13 protein-coding genes are annotated in these 13,745 nt (G+C 58.7%); 6 read left to right on the top strand and 7 right to left on the bottom strand.

Annotated features, from left to right (window positions below; genetic code table 11):
* Positions 1 to 17 precede the first annotated feature (17 nt).
* The 5 genes from hscB to iscX are packed head-to-tail and all read left to right on the top strand — an operon-like array spanning position 18 to position 3,632.
* Positions 18 to 533 (top strand): Fe-S protein assembly co-chaperone HscB, encoded by a 516-nt coding sequence (gene hscB / locus RV1423_RS00400; RefSeq protein ID WP_034291944.1) that lies wholly within the window; start codon positions 18 to 20, stop codon positions 531 to 533.
* A 5-nt stretch (positions 534 to 538) separates the two neighbouring features.
* Positions 539 to 1,153: a LysE family translocator gene (locus tag RV1423_RS00395; protein ID WP_034292471.1), complete on the top strand. Its 615-nt coding sequence runs from the start codon at positions 539 to 541 to the stop codon at positions 1,151 to 1,153.
* A gap of 7 nt (positions 1,154 to 1,160) precedes the next feature.
* Positions 1,161 to 3,026, top strand: coding sequence for a Fe-S protein assembly chaperone HscA (hscA, locus tag RV1423_RS00390; RefSeq protein WP_034291942.1), 1,866 nt, complete (start codon positions 1,161 to 1,163; stop codon positions 3,024 to 3,026).
* A gap of 22 nt (positions 3,027 to 3,048) precedes the next feature.
* Positions 3,049 to 3,387 (top strand): ISC system 2Fe-2S type ferredoxin, encoded by a 339-nt coding sequence (gene fdx, locus RV1423_RS00385; RefSeq protein ID WP_034291939.1) that lies wholly within the window; start codon positions 3,049 to 3,051, stop codon positions 3,385 to 3,387.
* Between the two features lie 50 nt (positions 3,388 to 3,437).
* Complete coding sequence (iscX, locus tag RV1423_RS00380) at positions 3,438 to 3,632, top strand: Fe-S cluster assembly protein IscX (RefSeq protein ID WP_034291937.1); 195 nt, start codon at positions 3,438 to 3,440, stop codon at positions 3,630 to 3,632.
* A 69-nt stretch (positions 3,633 to 3,701) separates the two neighbouring features.
* On the opposite strand, the gene RV1423_RS00375 is transcribed toward iscX, so the two are convergent.
* The 7 genes from RV1423_RS00375 to RV1423_RS00345 form a co-directional block, all read right to left on the bottom strand.
* Positions 3,702 to 5,012, bottom strand: a complete 1,311-nt coding sequence (locus tag RV1423_RS00375) for a DUF1501 domain-containing protein (RefSeq protein WP_034291935.1) — start codon at positions 5,010 to 5,012, stop codon at positions 3,702 to 3,704.
* A 19-nt stretch (positions 5,013 to 5,031) separates the two neighbouring features.
* Positions 5,032 to 6,501: a DUF1800 domain-containing protein gene (locus tag RV1423_RS00370; protein ID WP_231501997.1), complete on the bottom strand. Its 1,470-nt coding sequence runs from the start codon at positions 6,499 to 6,501 to the stop codon at positions 5,032 to 5,034.
* 148 nt (positions 6,502 to 6,649) lie between these two features.
* A complete protein-coding gene (locus tag RV1423_RS00365) occupies positions 6,650 to 7,240 on the bottom strand; it encodes a hypothetical protein (protein ID WP_051516381.1) in 591 nt (196 codons plus the stop codon).
* Positions 7,227 to 9,818, bottom strand: a complete 2,592-nt coding sequence (locus RV1423_RS00360) for a fimbria/pilus outer membrane usher protein (RefSeq protein WP_231501996.1) — start codon at positions 9,816 to 9,818, stop codon at positions 7,227 to 7,229. The genes RV1423_RS00365 and RV1423_RS00360 overlap by 14 nt, the downstream gene beginning before the upstream one ends.
* 33 nt (positions 9,819 to 9,851) lie before the next feature.
* Positions 9,852 to 10,565 carry a fimbria/pilus chaperone family protein gene (locus RV1423_RS00355; protein ID WP_034291931.1) on the bottom strand — a complete coding sequence of 238 codons (714 nt, stop codon included), beginning with the start codon at positions 10,563 to 10,565 and terminating at the stop codon, positions 9,852 to 9,854.
* A 137-nt stretch (positions 10,566 to 10,702) separates the two neighbouring features.
* Positions 10,703 to 11,383: a DUF1120 domain-containing protein gene (locus RV1423_RS00350; protein ID WP_034291929.1), complete on the bottom strand. Its 681-nt coding sequence runs from the start codon at positions 11,381 to 11,383 to the stop codon at positions 10,703 to 10,705.
* Between the two features lie 57 nt (positions 11,384 to 11,440).
* Positions 11,441 to 12,103: a DUF1120 domain-containing protein gene (locus RV1423_RS00345; protein ID WP_197034844.1), complete on the bottom strand. Its 663-nt coding sequence runs from the start codon at positions 12,101 to 12,103 to the stop codon at positions 11,441 to 11,443.
* Between the two features lie 336 nt (positions 12,104 to 12,439).
* On the opposite strand from RV1423_RS00345, the gene RV1423_RS00340 reads away from it, so the two are divergent.
* A complete protein-coding gene (locus RV1423_RS00340; RefSeq protein ID WP_231501994.1) occupies positions 12,440 to 13,597 on the top strand; it encodes an EAL domain-containing protein in 1,158 nt (385 codons plus the stop codon).
* Positions 13,598 to 13,745: the final 148 nt, after the last annotated feature.

Raw genomic sequence — 13,745 nt, 5'->3', positions numbered from 1 at the left:
CCCTGTTTGCACAACGTATGCAAAATCATTTCGCGCTTTTCCAGTTGCCGCAACGCTTTGCCATCGACCTGACGGCATTGGAAAAGGCATACCACGGCGTGCAGAACCAGGCCCATCCGGACAAATTTGCACATGCGACCGGCGCTGAAAAGCGCGTCGCCATGCAATGGGCCACGCGCGCCAATGAAGCCTACCAGACCCTCAGGAATCCTCTCAAGCGCGCCACCTATCTGTGCGAGCTCAATGGCGTCGACCTGCAGACCGAATCCAATACGGCGATGCCGCCGGTATTTCTGATGCAGCAGATGGAATGGCGCGAAGAGCTTGACGACGCTCGTGCCGGCAGGGATCTTGCCGCACTCGAGCGGCTCGACAACGCGTTGCGCGGCGCCAGAAAAGATGCGGTGGCCCGTATTGAAATGCTGCTCGACGCCGATGATTTCGCCGGTGCCGCGCAAGTGGTGCGTCAACTGATGTTCCTGGAAAAATTCGGCGAAGAGATCGGCAACGTCTTCGCCCTGATCGAAGGTTGAGCGCCATGCCTGATGTCTTCCTGTTTCTGATCGCCGCCATGATGTTGACCCTGGCGCCGGGACCCGACAACATTTACGTGCTCACGCGCGGCATCGCGCAGGGCAAGAAGGCAGGGCTGGTTGCCGCGCTCGGCTTTTCGTCGGGCTTGTTCTTCCATACCTTGCTGGCGGTGCTCGGTTTTGCCGCCGTCATCAAGGCGTATCCGGCGGCCTATCACGCGCTGCAATATGCCGGCGCCGCCTATCTGGTCTATCTCGGCATCCGCACCTTGCGCGCAGCGGCATCGATGTCGCTGGAAGCGACAATGGCGCCGGTCAGCCTCTCGCGCATATACTGGCAGAGCGTCATCGCCAATATCCTCAATCCCAAGGTGACGCTGTTCTTCATTGCCTTCTTGCCGCAATTCGTCAACGAGCGTGCCGGCCATGTCGCCTGGCAGATGTTGTTGCTGGCGCTGATCTTCATCATCCAGGCGCTGGCGATTTTCAGTGCAATTGCATTTTTCTCGGGCATTGTCGGCGCGTATTTCCAGCGCCAGGCACGTGCCGCTCTCTATTTGAACAGGCTTGCCGGCTGTGCGTTTGTCGGATTGGGTATCCGCATCGCTTTGCCGGAATAATTTAACTATGGCTCTTCTCCAAATTTCCGAACCGGGCATGTCCACCGCGCCGCACCAGCACCGGCTGGCGGTCGGCATCGATCTCGGCACTACCAATTCGCTGGTCGCCACGGTGCGCAACAGCATTCCCGAAGTCCTCAGCGACGAAGAGGGCCGTAGTCTGTTGCCGTCCGTCGTGCGTTACCTCCCGAACGGCCACGCCAACATCGGCCATAAGGCCCAAGCTGCACAGACCACCGATCCGAAGAACACCATTGTATCGGTCAAGCGTTTCATGGGACGCGGCCTGAAGGACATCGCCTACGTCGAGAACCTGCCTTACGATTTCCAGGATGCACCGGGCATGGTGCAACTGAAGACAGTGGCAGGAGTGAAAAGCCCGGTGGAGATTTCCGCGCAGATTCTCGCCACCTTGCGCCAAACTGCCGAGGACGCGCTGGGCGACGATCTGGTTGGCGCAGTGATCACGGTGCCGGCATATTTCGACGATGCGCAGCGCCAGGCTACCAAGGATGCGGCGCAACTGGCCGGCCTGAATGTCCTGCGGCTGCTGAACGAACCGACGGCGGCGGCGATTGCCTACGGCCTCGACAACGGTTCGGAAGGCACCTTTGCAGTGTATGACCTGGGCGGCGGCACCTTCGACATCTCGATTCTTAAACTGACCAAGGGGGTCTTTGAAGTCCTGGCGACGGGCGGCGATTCGGCGCTGGGCGGCGACGATTTCGACCAGCGCCTGTTCTGCTGGATTTGCGAACAGGCGCAACTGGCGCCGCTGTCGGACGAAGACACACGCATTTTGCTGGTCAAAGCGCGCGAAGCCAAGGAATTGCTGTCGTCCAAGGCGCAGACGCAAATCGATGCGGCGCTCAATTCCGGCGAAGAAGTGCATTTGTCGGTGACTGCTGAAGAATTTGCCGCGCTGACCCAGCATCTGGTCGCCAAGACCATCACGCCAAGTCGCAAGGCATTGCGCGATGCCGGCTTGTCGGTGGATGACGTCGACGGCGTCGTGCTGGTCGGCGGTGCGACGCGCATGCCGCATGTGCGCAAGGCTGTCGGCGAATTCTTCCAGACCACGCCGCTGGCGAACATCGATCCGGACAAGGTCGTGGCATTGGGCGCCGCGGTGCAAGCCAACCTGCTGGCCGGCAATCGCGCCGCCGGCGACGACTGGTTGCTGCTCGACGTGATTCCGCTGTCGCTCGGCATTGAAACCATGGGCGGCCTGGCGGAAAAGGTCATTCCGCGCAACTCTACGATACCTTGCGCGCGCGCGCAGGAATTCACCACGTTCAAGGATGGCCAGACTGCGATGGCGGTGCATGTGGTGCAGGGTGAACGTGAACTGGTTTCGGACTGCCGTTCGCTGGCGCGCTTCGAGTTGCGCGGCATTCCGCCGATGGCAGCCGGCGCGGCGCGTATTCGTGTGACCTATCAGGTCGATGCCGACGGCTTGCTGTCGGTGTCGGCGCGCGAGATGACTTCCGGCGTGGAAGCTGCGATCACGGTCAAGCCTTCCTACGGTCTGGCCGACGACGATGTCGCACGCATGTTGCAGGAGTCCTTCCAGTCGGCCGATGAAGACATGAAGCGCCGCGCCCTGCGCGAAGAGCAGGTTGAAGCCGAACGCATCGTGCTGGCCACGCAGTCGGCATTGAATGTTGACAGCGCCTTGCTGAACGAACAGGAACGCGCCGACATCGCGGCGCTGATCGCTGTCGTGAAGGAAAAAGCCCAGGGTGACGATCATCTGGCGATCAAGGCTGCCGTCGATGCGCTTGCGCACGGCACTGAAGAGTTCGCCGCCCGCCGGATGGACCGCAGCGTTCATGCGGCGCTGGCCGGCAAGAAGTTGGATGAAGTTTCGTAAAGATCACTAAAGGTAAAATACCGTGCCCCAAATCGTCATACTGCCACACGCCACCTTTTGCCCTGACGGCGCCGTCATCGACGCGCCGGCCGGCAAAACCCTGTGCGACGCCATGCTCGACAACGATGTCGAGATCGAACACGCCTGTGAAAAATCCTGCGCCTGTACCACCTGTCACGTGGTGATCCGCGAAGGTTTCGACACGCTCAATGAGCCCACCGACAAGGAAGAAGACTTGTTGGACATGGCCTGGGGCCTGGAAGCGAATTCGCGTCTGTCATGCCAGGTGGTCCTGGGCGACGACGACCTGGTCGTCGAGATCCCGAAATACACCATCAACCATGCCAGTGAGAACCACTGATTCCAACGACTGGCTTTGATGGGCGACCGATCAACATTAGCGAGGCAGCCATGAAATGGACCGATATTCAGCGTATTGCTGAAGCACTCAATGACAAGTTTCCCGATATTGATCCCAAGACCATACGCTTTACCGACCTGCATCGCTGGGTGATGGAGCTGGAGGGTTTCGACGACGACGCCAATCGCGCCGGCGAAAAAATCCTCGAGGCGATTCAGGCCGCGTGGATCGAAGAAGCGGAATAATCTGTCGGCGATGCACAAGCCAAAAAGGAGCGATGCCGCTCCTTTTTGTTTTTGGATGACAGGCAGTCGTTACACCAGAATGTTCGACACGTGTTGCATGCCTGTTGTGTATTGCGGGAATATCTGCTGCAAGGCGCTGTCCGGAATACGCATATGTTTTTCCGCCAGCGTCGACATCACCGCGCGAAAATCGGTCGTGATCGCCAGATCGCGGCCTTCGTTGAGCGCGGCTTTTTCCAATCCCGGCCATTGGCCGTAAATCGTGCGCCCGCGCACGTTGCCGCCCAGCAGCCACATCACGTTGCCGCGGCCGTGGTCGGTGCCGCCGTTGCCGTTCTCGCGAAAGGTGCGGCCGAACTCCGAGATCACCACGATCACGGTGTCGTTGAAGGCAGGGCCAAGCTCCTGCGCCAGCGTTGCCAGGCCGGTTGCCAGGGGACTCAGGCGTCCCGCCAACTGACCGGCGCCGTTGCCCTGGTTGGCATGCGTGTCCCAGCCGCCGACAGCGAGGAAGCCAAGGCGTATCCTGGGATCGCCACGCATCAACCGGCCGAGGCGGGCAGTATCGATGGATAAGCCATTCGGCAGCGCTGCGCCGTTGTTGGCCATGCGCTGCTCGTTGCTGCTCATCTCCGCCATCAGTTCCTTGCGTGCCGCAATACCATCGCGGTAGGCCTTGCTTAAGGCATCGTCGCCGGCATACAGGGAGGCATACACCTGGCTGGTTTTCGGCTGGTCGATCAGCGTCGGCCGCGCCGCATCGCGGCCGGTCGGCATGTTGGCGACGACTTGCCGGCCGCTGAGGATGCGCGGGATCGATTCGCCCAGCGTCAATGCCTGCACCGGAGAGTCGGAAAAAGGCAGTTGTCCCTGCAGGCGATTCATCCAGCCGTCGCGCGTAGTGTGCTGTCCGGGCGTACCGGTTTCCATATAGTCCTGCGCTTCGAAATGGGAGCGCGAGCCGTCGGGCGAGCCGGACGCATGCACGAAGGCCAACTGGCCGTTTTCCCAATACGGCATGAGCGGACGCAATGCCGGATGCAGGCCGAAATAGCCGGTCAGGTCGATAGTGCCGTTGTTCTGGCCGGGACGCGCCACCGCTATGCTGGGGCGGGCCTGGTAATACTCTCTGTCGCCGTGCGGCACCACGACGTTCAAGCCGTCGACGGCGCCGCGCAGGAATACCACCACCATGCGCGGCGTGCCGTCGTCGCCGACATGTGCACGTTGTTTAGGTGTGCCGTAAGCCAGCGGGGCATTGCCGCCGGTCGTTGCGGATTTGCCGGCCGGCGCCACTGCGCAGCCGGACAGGCCGAGCGGAATCAGAATGGCGCTGCCGCCTGCCAGGCCCATATAGTTGATGAATTGGCGACGTTTCACGATGACTCCCGAATGTTCCCTAGCGTTTCATGAAGGCAGGTCCGCCCAGGATGAGGCCGACTTGCAGATTTGGTGGCGACGTGGCGATCGTCGTGACGGCGTTCTGGTCCAGCATCGGCGCCAGCGTCTGGATCAGGCTGACAGGGTCGACGGCTTCCGCATAGGCCGGCGGCGGCGTGTTCTCGGGACGGGCAATCGGCGACTTGCCGTTGCCGAGGCTATTGGCGAAGTTGATTCGGCGCAGCAGAGCGTCCGGATTGAGCCATGCTTCCTCCGAATATTTATAACCTTCCGGGGTCAGCCAGCCATACAGCGGCATGCCGAACTGATTGAGCGTACCGCTGACGGGCTTGCCGTTGACGACGGGCGTGGCGGTGGCGCGCAATGCCGAGACGACAAATTGGTAGGGCGTCTTGAACTGGCTCTGGTAATTCTGACGCGACCAGAATTGCGGGCTGTCGAACAATGTCCGCAGCACTTCCCGGATGTCGCCGTTGGTGGCAAGGAAACGTTGCGAGAGTCGTTCCACCAATGCGGGATCGGCGCGGTCGGCCACAAAATATTGCACCAGCTTGGTCGACACAAAGCGTGCGGTGGCGGGCTGGCGCGCCAGAATATCGAGGGCGAGTTCGCCTTCCTGCTGACCACCGGGCACAATCGTGCGTCCGAGGAATTGCTTGGCGGCGGCGTCGTGACGCAAAGGATTGAAAACGAAGGTGGCGCTTTCCGATCCTTGTTTCATGTCGCGCACGTCGATGGTCCAGCCGCTCAGGATGCGCGCCAGCGCGATAACATCGGTTTGCGTATAACCGCCATTGACACCGAGAGTGTGCAATTCCATCAGCTCGCGCGCGTAGTTTTCATTGAGTCCCTTGAAACGTCCTTGGGCCTGCCGCGTACCGGCGCCGCTGCTGAGCCAGTTGTCTAGGTAGTACAACATGGCGGGATGGTGCGCGACGGCGCCGAGCAACTGGCGGAAGTTGCCGAGGGCATTCGGACGGATGGCGTTCTTTTCATACTCTGCATTCCAGTAGCGCACCCATTCCTTGCCCTCGAAGACGTTGAAGTGATTGAACCAGAATTCCGTCATGACTTCCTGCAATTGACGAGGACTTTCCGTGGCCAGCCACAGCCGAGCCAGGTGACTCTGCGGAGTGATCTCCTGGGCGGCGCGTTGGCGCGCTGCGTTCTTGTCTTCCGGACTGGCCGTATTCGGCGGGAAAGAAGGCGGTCCATACTGGACGTACAACTGTTGCGTCGTCAGGTTGTAAGTGGACAAGCCGTCGAGCTTGCCTTGCAGGTCCGCCGGGAATGGAATGCGTTCCGGATGGAGCTGATCGTCGATGTAGCGTTTGACGCCTGATTTCTCGACTGTCGCGACGTCGCCCGGACGAGGACCGTACGCCAGCCGGTTCAACACATGCAGGGCCTGTTCCCGCGTATTGAGCGCTTGCGCGCAGACCAGGCCGCATAGGCTCAATGCAAGCATCCCGGCCAAACCATGTCTGCATGAGGTTCGCATGACGTTTCAGGGTGAAAGAAAGATGCATGAAGTATGGCATCCTCGTCCGGGGCCGCTGTAATAAAGTGTAAAAGCAGACAGTCTTTGCTGACAAAATGCTGTCAACGACGGTTGCTTAGTTCTCCACCAGTTCAAAACTCCCGCTGCCGCGCCACACAGTCTGATCGGTCACGCGACTGGCGGTGCCGGAGACCCTGGTGTCGATTTCCACCTGAACGGAAAAATTTGTGCCTTTGACGGTGCGCTCATCGACCACAGGTACGACGCCAATGCCCGGCGCGAGCACGGCGGTGTCGGCCATGTTGTCCGGCTGCTGCCCGGTGGCGTTGACGTTGCCCAGTTTGACGCGCCTGCCGTCGACTTGCGCGGTCGACAAGCTCAGTGTGAAACTGCCGCCGTTGCCGAAACGGAAATTGTTGGCGTCGCCTGCAGCGCCGCGGAAATAGAGCGTCATCAAGGTCGGCTGGCGGCAAGTTGCCGACAGCGTCATGCTTTGTTTGCCGAGCGCGAAGGCGGTGGGGGAGACCTGACGCTCAAGCAGCTCCGCACGCGTCACCTTGCCGTAATCGATGACGGTATTACTGATCTGCATCTGGCAATTGTCGTCGGGGGCGGCGATTGCGGCATGCGGCAGCAGCACCGCAACCAGGATGCCAAGTGTGATCGCCAGTTTGTTGCGCCGGACAGGAAATTCAGGAGTGAGCATAAGGCGGACCTTCCATATGGGCATGCAGAGAAGGACCGCAACGGGCCTCCGAGGTTTCAAAGAACTTTTCCGGATCTGCCTTGGCCGGCAGCTCATATTGTAAGGTGCATTGATTGCCGTCGGGCAGCGAGACGTGCAGCTTGGAATTGGGCACGCCATTGATGAGAAATATCTGGCCATCGTCGACGACCGTGGTGACGAACTGGCTGTCGTCGTCCAGCACGAAGGCGCCCTTTGGCAGCGGCTCGCCATTGGCTCCCTTGGCGTTGAGCAGAATGCGGCGCACCTTGATGGTATCGAAGGTGACGAAATTGACGGAGCCGCGTCCCGGCTCAACGATTTTGTAGCCATTTTTGATATCGACATTGCGCGGCAGGCTCTTGGTGGCGATCTCAAGCCGGCTGCTGGTGTAGGGCGCCATTTGCGAAATGACCGCCTGTCCCCAGGGATCGGTCCAGACCGGGCCGTAGGGTGTGCTCACGCGGATCCCGGATTCGTCGCCCACGGACAGGATGCCAAAAGTGTCCTGCACCGGATAAGGCGATAGCGTCAGGCCGTTCTGGTGCAACACCATGCCGCCACGTATGCCGCCATTGTAGGAGGTAGCGCCGGAGCCGGCGCGCGCGTAGCCGAGATTGACCTGGGCATAGCGCGGCAACAGGGAGGCCTGGGCAGACAGATCGGTTTCCTGGCTTTGCGCATTGCGCTCTGCGGACATGGTGTAATTGGCGTATTCGTTGACTGTCTCGTTGTAAGACGCCCCCAGGCGTTTATAACCGCTGCTGTTGTTGACGTAAGTGCGTATGCTGCGCGATCCCAGCGGGATGCTCAGCGTGAGATAGAAGATGTTGGCAGGCAGGGAATTGATGCTGTTGCCGTTGGTATTGCTATCAGTATTGCTGTTGTTGCCAAGATTGTGTTCTATGTTGAATGAGACCGTGCCGAACGAAAACGTCTGGCCCCATGCGCCGGTCAGGCGCTGAGTGGTGACGCCGCTAAACAGCGACGACCGGGAATACGACAGGTTGAACGCACCCAGGGTCATGCTGCTCCAGTTCACCGACGTCGTGTACTGGCCTCGATAACGGTTGCGCTCCATTTCTGTCGAATTGACCGACGTGTCCACCGTGGTGTCGGCCAGGTCGCGATAGCCGAGAGTCTGTTGGGTTGCGGAAAAACTGCCGGAGATCGACGCGCCCAGCAGGCTGCTACTCGACAGGCTGATTTGCGTGCCGTGCACGCCTTCGTTGGTGGCGTTGGACAGGCGCTGTTGCAGGCTGATGCTGGTGTTGTTCAGCACGCTCGTGTCCATGCCCCAGGCCGCGGCCTGATAGGAGGTGGCAGCCATCAGGCCGGCGTTGACATTGCTTTCCTTACCGACTTTCCAGCCGCCTGAGCCGGTGATGATCCAAGGCTGACGCGCGTTGCTGCTGCCCAGGCTGCGCTGCCGGCCGATGGCGAACGAATAGCCGCGCTGGCTTCCCAAGGAGCCACTATGCAGCGACGCGGCCGGAACGATGAAGCGGCGTTGCGCGCCATTGGCCTCGACGATCGTGACTTCGAGATCGCTGCCGCTATTGAGCAGCGGCAGGTCGGACAAGGCGAATGGCCCGGTCGGCACAATGGTCGTGTAAATCAGCGCGCCGGCCTGGCGCACTTCCACGCGCGCTTGCGACTGGACGATGCCTTCAACCATCACATTGTTGCGGTTCAGGCTCATCAGGGCGGTTTCGGGAATGATCTGGGCGCCGGTGATTGCTCCTCCGGATACCGCTGAATTGGCAATGTTGATCTGGCCGGCCTGGAAGATGGACTTGTAATCCATCAGTGTGTGCTGGGCGTAGGCATAGACGTGCTGGCGTTGTGAATTGTTGTCTTGCGCCGTGTACACTTCGCGGCTGCGCACGATCCAGTCGCGGAAGTTGAATCCCAGCTCGGCATTGGCCGACATAAAGCGGCTGCTGCTGCCTGCGTACTTGTTGTTGACGCCGATCAGGTCATAGTTGAGCAGCGCTGCGGTGCCGCCGCTGCTGTAACCGGCGAAGTCGTCTTCCGTCGGGCGCAGCGCCGTCGTGGGCACGATGAGCGAAACTTCTTCTTTGCCCGGGCGCAATTCGATCTGCGTTTGCGGGTATGCCTCTTTGTAGTCATAACATGCAGCGACCGGCTTTGCCGCCGAAGCGCCGGAATTGCCAGAATTGCCAGAATTGCCGGATGTCGCCGGCTTCTCGGTTTTGCTCAGTTGGGATGGGACGATGAGTCCACCTTTGTCGAGCAGTTCCCTGTCGAAGCAAAGTTCGCCTTTGGCATTAAAGCGCGCATCGACGCGGCCGCGTTTGGCGCCATTGACGAACAGCGTGACTATCTGTGTGCCGGGACGGAAACGCGCGGCTTCGCGGAAGTATTCGGCGAGTTGCGGATCGATGCCGCGTTCTTTCAGCATGTTCAGATCGAAACCGCTGGTGTCGGCTGCACGCGAGGGCAGTGCAACCATCCCCGCCAAGCCGGACAGCACAATCATGCATGTCCGCGGGAAAGCGACGGCAGTCGCGCGTTTCCCGTTGGTTTTGTTATTCATTTTCCCTGCGGCGCGGGTAGCTGAAACGGAAGCTTATTTGTTCAGCGGCGCATCAAAATTATCCACCGAGAAGCCGTATACGGTCGCGGGCGCCAGCCTCACTGTCGTCGATGCCGCCGCGCGGCCGGCCGGGACCGGCACGGCGATGACTTCACCAGGCAGGAAATAGGTCTTGCCGAGATCGACTTCCATCTGGTTGGGCAACAGCGTCACGGTCTGCGCCAGACGCACCACGTAAGCGCTGTCGTTCTTTGCCACCAGTTTGTCGCCTTGCAGCGACCAGTTCAGCAATTTCCAAGGTTCGCGATTGATGGCGAGGTTCTTCGGATGAATGATGACCGGCAGATTCTGGCGGACATTCATCGTCACCTTGACGCCGCCGTCTTTCGATTGCTGCGGAATGCCTTCAAAGATGACGCGTTTGAGACGCTGGGTCTTGAGTGGTTCCTTGGTTTGCAGGATGAAGCGCACCAACTGGGTTTCGTCTGGTTCGACGCGCGCTACGGGTGGCGTCACGACCAGCAGGTTTTCCTTGTCTTCGGGCAGGTTCTGGATCGAAGTGTAGAGCAGGGTGGCGGCGGCGTCGGTATTCTTCACATTCATGCTGGCTTCGCCGTCGGCTTCGTTGACGATGACAACCGAAGTTTCCGGCAACATGCCGCTGCCATGGGCCGCGTTGACAAGAAAAAGGCTGGAAAGAAAAGCTGAGACAACAAGCGAGACTGGATTCCCTGATTTAGCACGCATTTTGACCTCCCGACATTGTGAGTTTAATCCGCCCAGATCCTATGAAAAATCGCTGCAAGTGTATTTTGAGAATATTCTCAAAACATGGCGCTTTTCAAAACGTCGAATAAGGAGGCAAAACAGCGGCGGCGCGACTCTTAAAGATAGGACAATTCCAGAGTGGCGGAACCGTCCAGCAAGACCTCTTGCGACAAGGAAAGATTTTCCGGCTTGTTGATGTATGGCTGGACCGTGACGGTGCCGGAAATGTTGCGCAACGATGCCACATTGTTCCCGCCCGACATGCCCCAACCGAAACTGCGGTTCTTTGCAACATGCCCGCCGGCGGATTGCTGCCAGGTGATGCCGTTGTCGGTGGAATACAGCAGTTGTGCCGGCTGGTAGTCGCCGGTATAGGTCGAGGGCTGAAAGACGATGGAATAACCGCCGATGCTTTTGCCGACAGCGGTGCCGAGGCCGAAATTGAAGCTGTCGTTGAGCGTGCTGTCGCCCGAACCGGCAGCAACGATACCGGCGACGACGGAACTGGTGCGATTGTCGATGGCTCTCACGCTGACTTTGGCGGCGGCATCGCAACTGATCGTGAAAGACAGGGATTTTGCCGGTAACGGCGTGACGGCTCCGGGTGTCAGCGCGCGGGCCGGGATGACGCCGTAATCCGCTACGCCGCCGCCCGACAGCATCGGCGTACAGGCCGCAGGAGTAATGACGCTGACGACTTGCATCTCCACCATGGAGGACGCCATTGCGGTCGCAGGCAATACGGCCAGTGAGAGTTCAATTGCGGCAGCCGCTGTCGCCAGAATGGTCTTTTTCACCAGTGTTCCTCATCGTTTTTGTCCATGCCGGAATTGTCGTGAGCGGCAAGGATCGGTTCAGAGATACAGCAATTCGAAAGTGATGGATCCATCGAGCTGAGAACCGTCTTTTACCTGGGTATTGTCGGAACTGTCGATGACTGCCTGTATGCCCAGCGTGGCCTGGAACTCCAGCGTGCCGCCGGGGTGGATCTTATGTTCGGCGTCCCAACTGTAGAGGACATTTTTGCGCAAGGCGTTGTCGCTTGTCAGCGTCCAGCGGGTGGCGTTGATATTGGACGCCGATTCCATCAGGAGCGGCGGCGGCAACGCCGGGTGTGCAGATTCGAACGAGATGATATAGCCGCCGGCATTGCGGCCGGTTTGCGTTCCAAGTCCGAAGAGATGTTTCTTGTTGCGATGGCGCGCCGAAACCGCTTGCATTTGCGGTATGTCGGCGCTATCGCGATTGTCGATCAGCCGGATGGCGACGCGCGACGGCAGTGCGCATGAAACGGAAAGAGCAACGGATTTCTTGGCGAGGATCTTGACGACGCCATGCTCGGCAGATGACACCGGGCCGTAATCCACCACTCCTTGGTCGGAGAAAGCCGGCAAGCAGGCATCGGGAACGATGGTGCCAATGACGCGCAATTCCGTCGCATGGACTTCGGACATTGCGCTCAGGACTAAAGTCGTCGCGCTGCGTATCAGCAATGTCAATAGAACGTCCCATTTCATGCTTTCCTCGCGATGCATTTCACTGAATGATGTCAGGATAATGGCGGCGCTGTTCTTATCCAATAAAAACATAACAAACACGGGAAAATATTCTTTTGTTTGTCTCGTGCTCGTCATTTTTCAGTGCTCTGCCAGAAAATAACCTGACGGCAATTGAGAGTATTCTCATATACGTAAACATGCAAGATGATCACAATCTCAACACGTATTTTATGGATGTTGAGCCGCAGCGGCGGCGTTGCCGAATCGGAGTTGAAAATGAGAACAATAGCGGATTTATTCGTTTTGGTTGTCGAGGATGAGCCTTTGCAAAGAGCATTTGTCGTTGAAAAATTAATGGAATTAGGATGTACGAATGTTCGCGATGCCGCCGACGGCGTGCAGGCGATGGAAATACTGGCAGCGAGCCCGGCGGATCTGGTTTTTTGCGATATCGGCATGCCCAATATGGATGGTTCGCAGTTCGTGTTGGCGCAGGATGAGACTTCGTACTTGCGCGGAAAAGGGCTGCCGATGCTGGTGTGGATGAGCGTTCATGCGGACGACGTCCTGGAGTCGCATCTGCAGATGGCCCGTTCAGCCGGATTTCCGTTTGTCGAGGCGATCTCCAAGCCACTTACCCCGGCGCTTCTGGAGAACGCCCTGATCATGGCGCTGGCCGTGGCGAACTCGAATGCCGCATCAAAAAAAGTCGGGAAAACCACACGTGCGTTCTCCGACGATATCCTGCGAGCGATCTGCGACACCAGCGAATTCGAGGTGTGGTACCAGCCCCAGATTTCATTGAAGAACAAGGCTATCGTCGGCGCCGATGCCATGGTGCGCTGGAGCCACCCCAAGTTCAGCTATCTTCTGCCGAACCAGTTCATCAGCCTGATTGAAAAGCAGGGGCTCGGGCTCATGCTGTTTTACCGCACGGTCAACCATGTGTTGAAAACGCAACAGAAGCTGGAAAAAATCGGATGCAGCATTCCCATTTGCGTCAAGGCTTCCGCGTTGACGCTGGAAACGCCTGAAATTGCCGACTATCTCTACGAGCGCATTCAGCGCCATCACGTTTCGCCGGCGCTGATCACCGTCGGCATTTCCGAGCAGGAACCGCCGCAGCAGCCGCTGAAGCTGGCCGCTTCGCTCAACCGTTTGCGTCTGCGCGGATTCGGCTTGTCTATCGATGACTTCGGTTCCGGCATTTCGACGATGAAGCTGCTCTCGCAAATGCCGTTCACGGAGATACGCATCGATCGGCATTTCGTGCGCCAGTTCCTGCGCCAGCCTCAATGCCGCGTCATTGTCGAATCCATCATCGGCATCGCCGAACGCCTCAAACTCAAAGTGACTGCGGAAGGAATCGAGAACGCCAGGCAAATGGAAATTCTCGCGGCAATGGGTTGCGTACGTGGACAAGGATACGTTGCTGAACCAATGAAGCAGGAAGAGTTTCTGAGCAAGGTTGGCGCCAGTCAATTGTTTAATAGTGGGCTCATCAATGCCTGAGTCGCCTATTGTGGTTTTACTATTTTTGATACACTCAGCCATAGTTCGTTTGGTCGAGTGTGCCGACTTCATCGTGATCGTATCCAGGCGAAGCAATCCATCCCTACTGTGGTTCAGTGTTTTTGCTGCGTAATGATCGCCTGCGAAA

Origin of the sequence: Herbaspirillum sp. RV1423 (assembly GCF_000577615.1) — a bacterium.
GTDB lineage: Bacteria > Pseudomonadota > Gammaproteobacteria > Burkholderiales > Burkholderiaceae_D > Herbaspirillum.
Note: the sequence above shows the minus strand (reverse complement) of the source record. Positions and strands in the feature narration are given on the sequence as shown.

Bases quoted from the DNA above. Each gene is read 5' to 3' on its own strand.
- RV1423_RS00360 (WP_231501996.1), bottom strand. From the start codon at position 9,818: ATGAATAACAAAACCAACGGGAAACGCGCGACTGCCGTCGCTTTCCCG.
- RV1423_RS00345 (WP_197034844.1), bottom strand. From the start codon at position 12,103: ATGAAATGGGACGTTCTATTGACATTGCTGATACGCAGCGCGACGACT.
- RV1423_RS00355 (WP_034291931.1), bottom strand. From the start codon at position 10,565: ATGCGTGCTAAATCAGGGAATCCAGTCTCGCTTGTTGTCTCAGCTTTT.
- RV1423_RS00370 (WP_231501997.1), bottom strand. From the start codon at position 6,501: ATGCTTGCATTGAGCCTATGCGGCCTGGTCTGCGCGCAAGCGCTCAAT.
- hscB (WP_034291944.1), top strand. From the start codon at position 18: ATGCAAAATCATTTCGCGCTTTTCCAGTTGCCGCAACGCTTTGCCATC.
- iscX (WP_034291937.1), top strand. From the start codon at position 3,438: ATGAAATGGACCGATATTCAGCGTATTGCTGAAGCACTCAATGACAAG.
- RV1423_RS00340 (WP_231501994.1), top strand. From the start codon at position 12,440: ATGGAATTAGGATGTACGAATGTTCGCGATGCCGCCGACGGCGTGCAG.
- hscA (WP_034291942.1), top strand. From the start codon at position 1,161: ATGGCTCTTCTCCAAATTTCCGAACCGGGCATGTCCACCGCGCCGCAC.
- RV1423_RS00365 (WP_051516381.1), bottom strand. From the start codon at position 7,240: ATGCTCACTCCTGAATTTCCTGTCCGGCGCAACAAACTGGCGATCACA.
- RV1423_RS00395 (WP_034292471.1), top strand. From the start codon at position 539: ATGCCTGATGTCTTCCTGTTTCTGATCGCCGCCATGATGTTGACCCTG.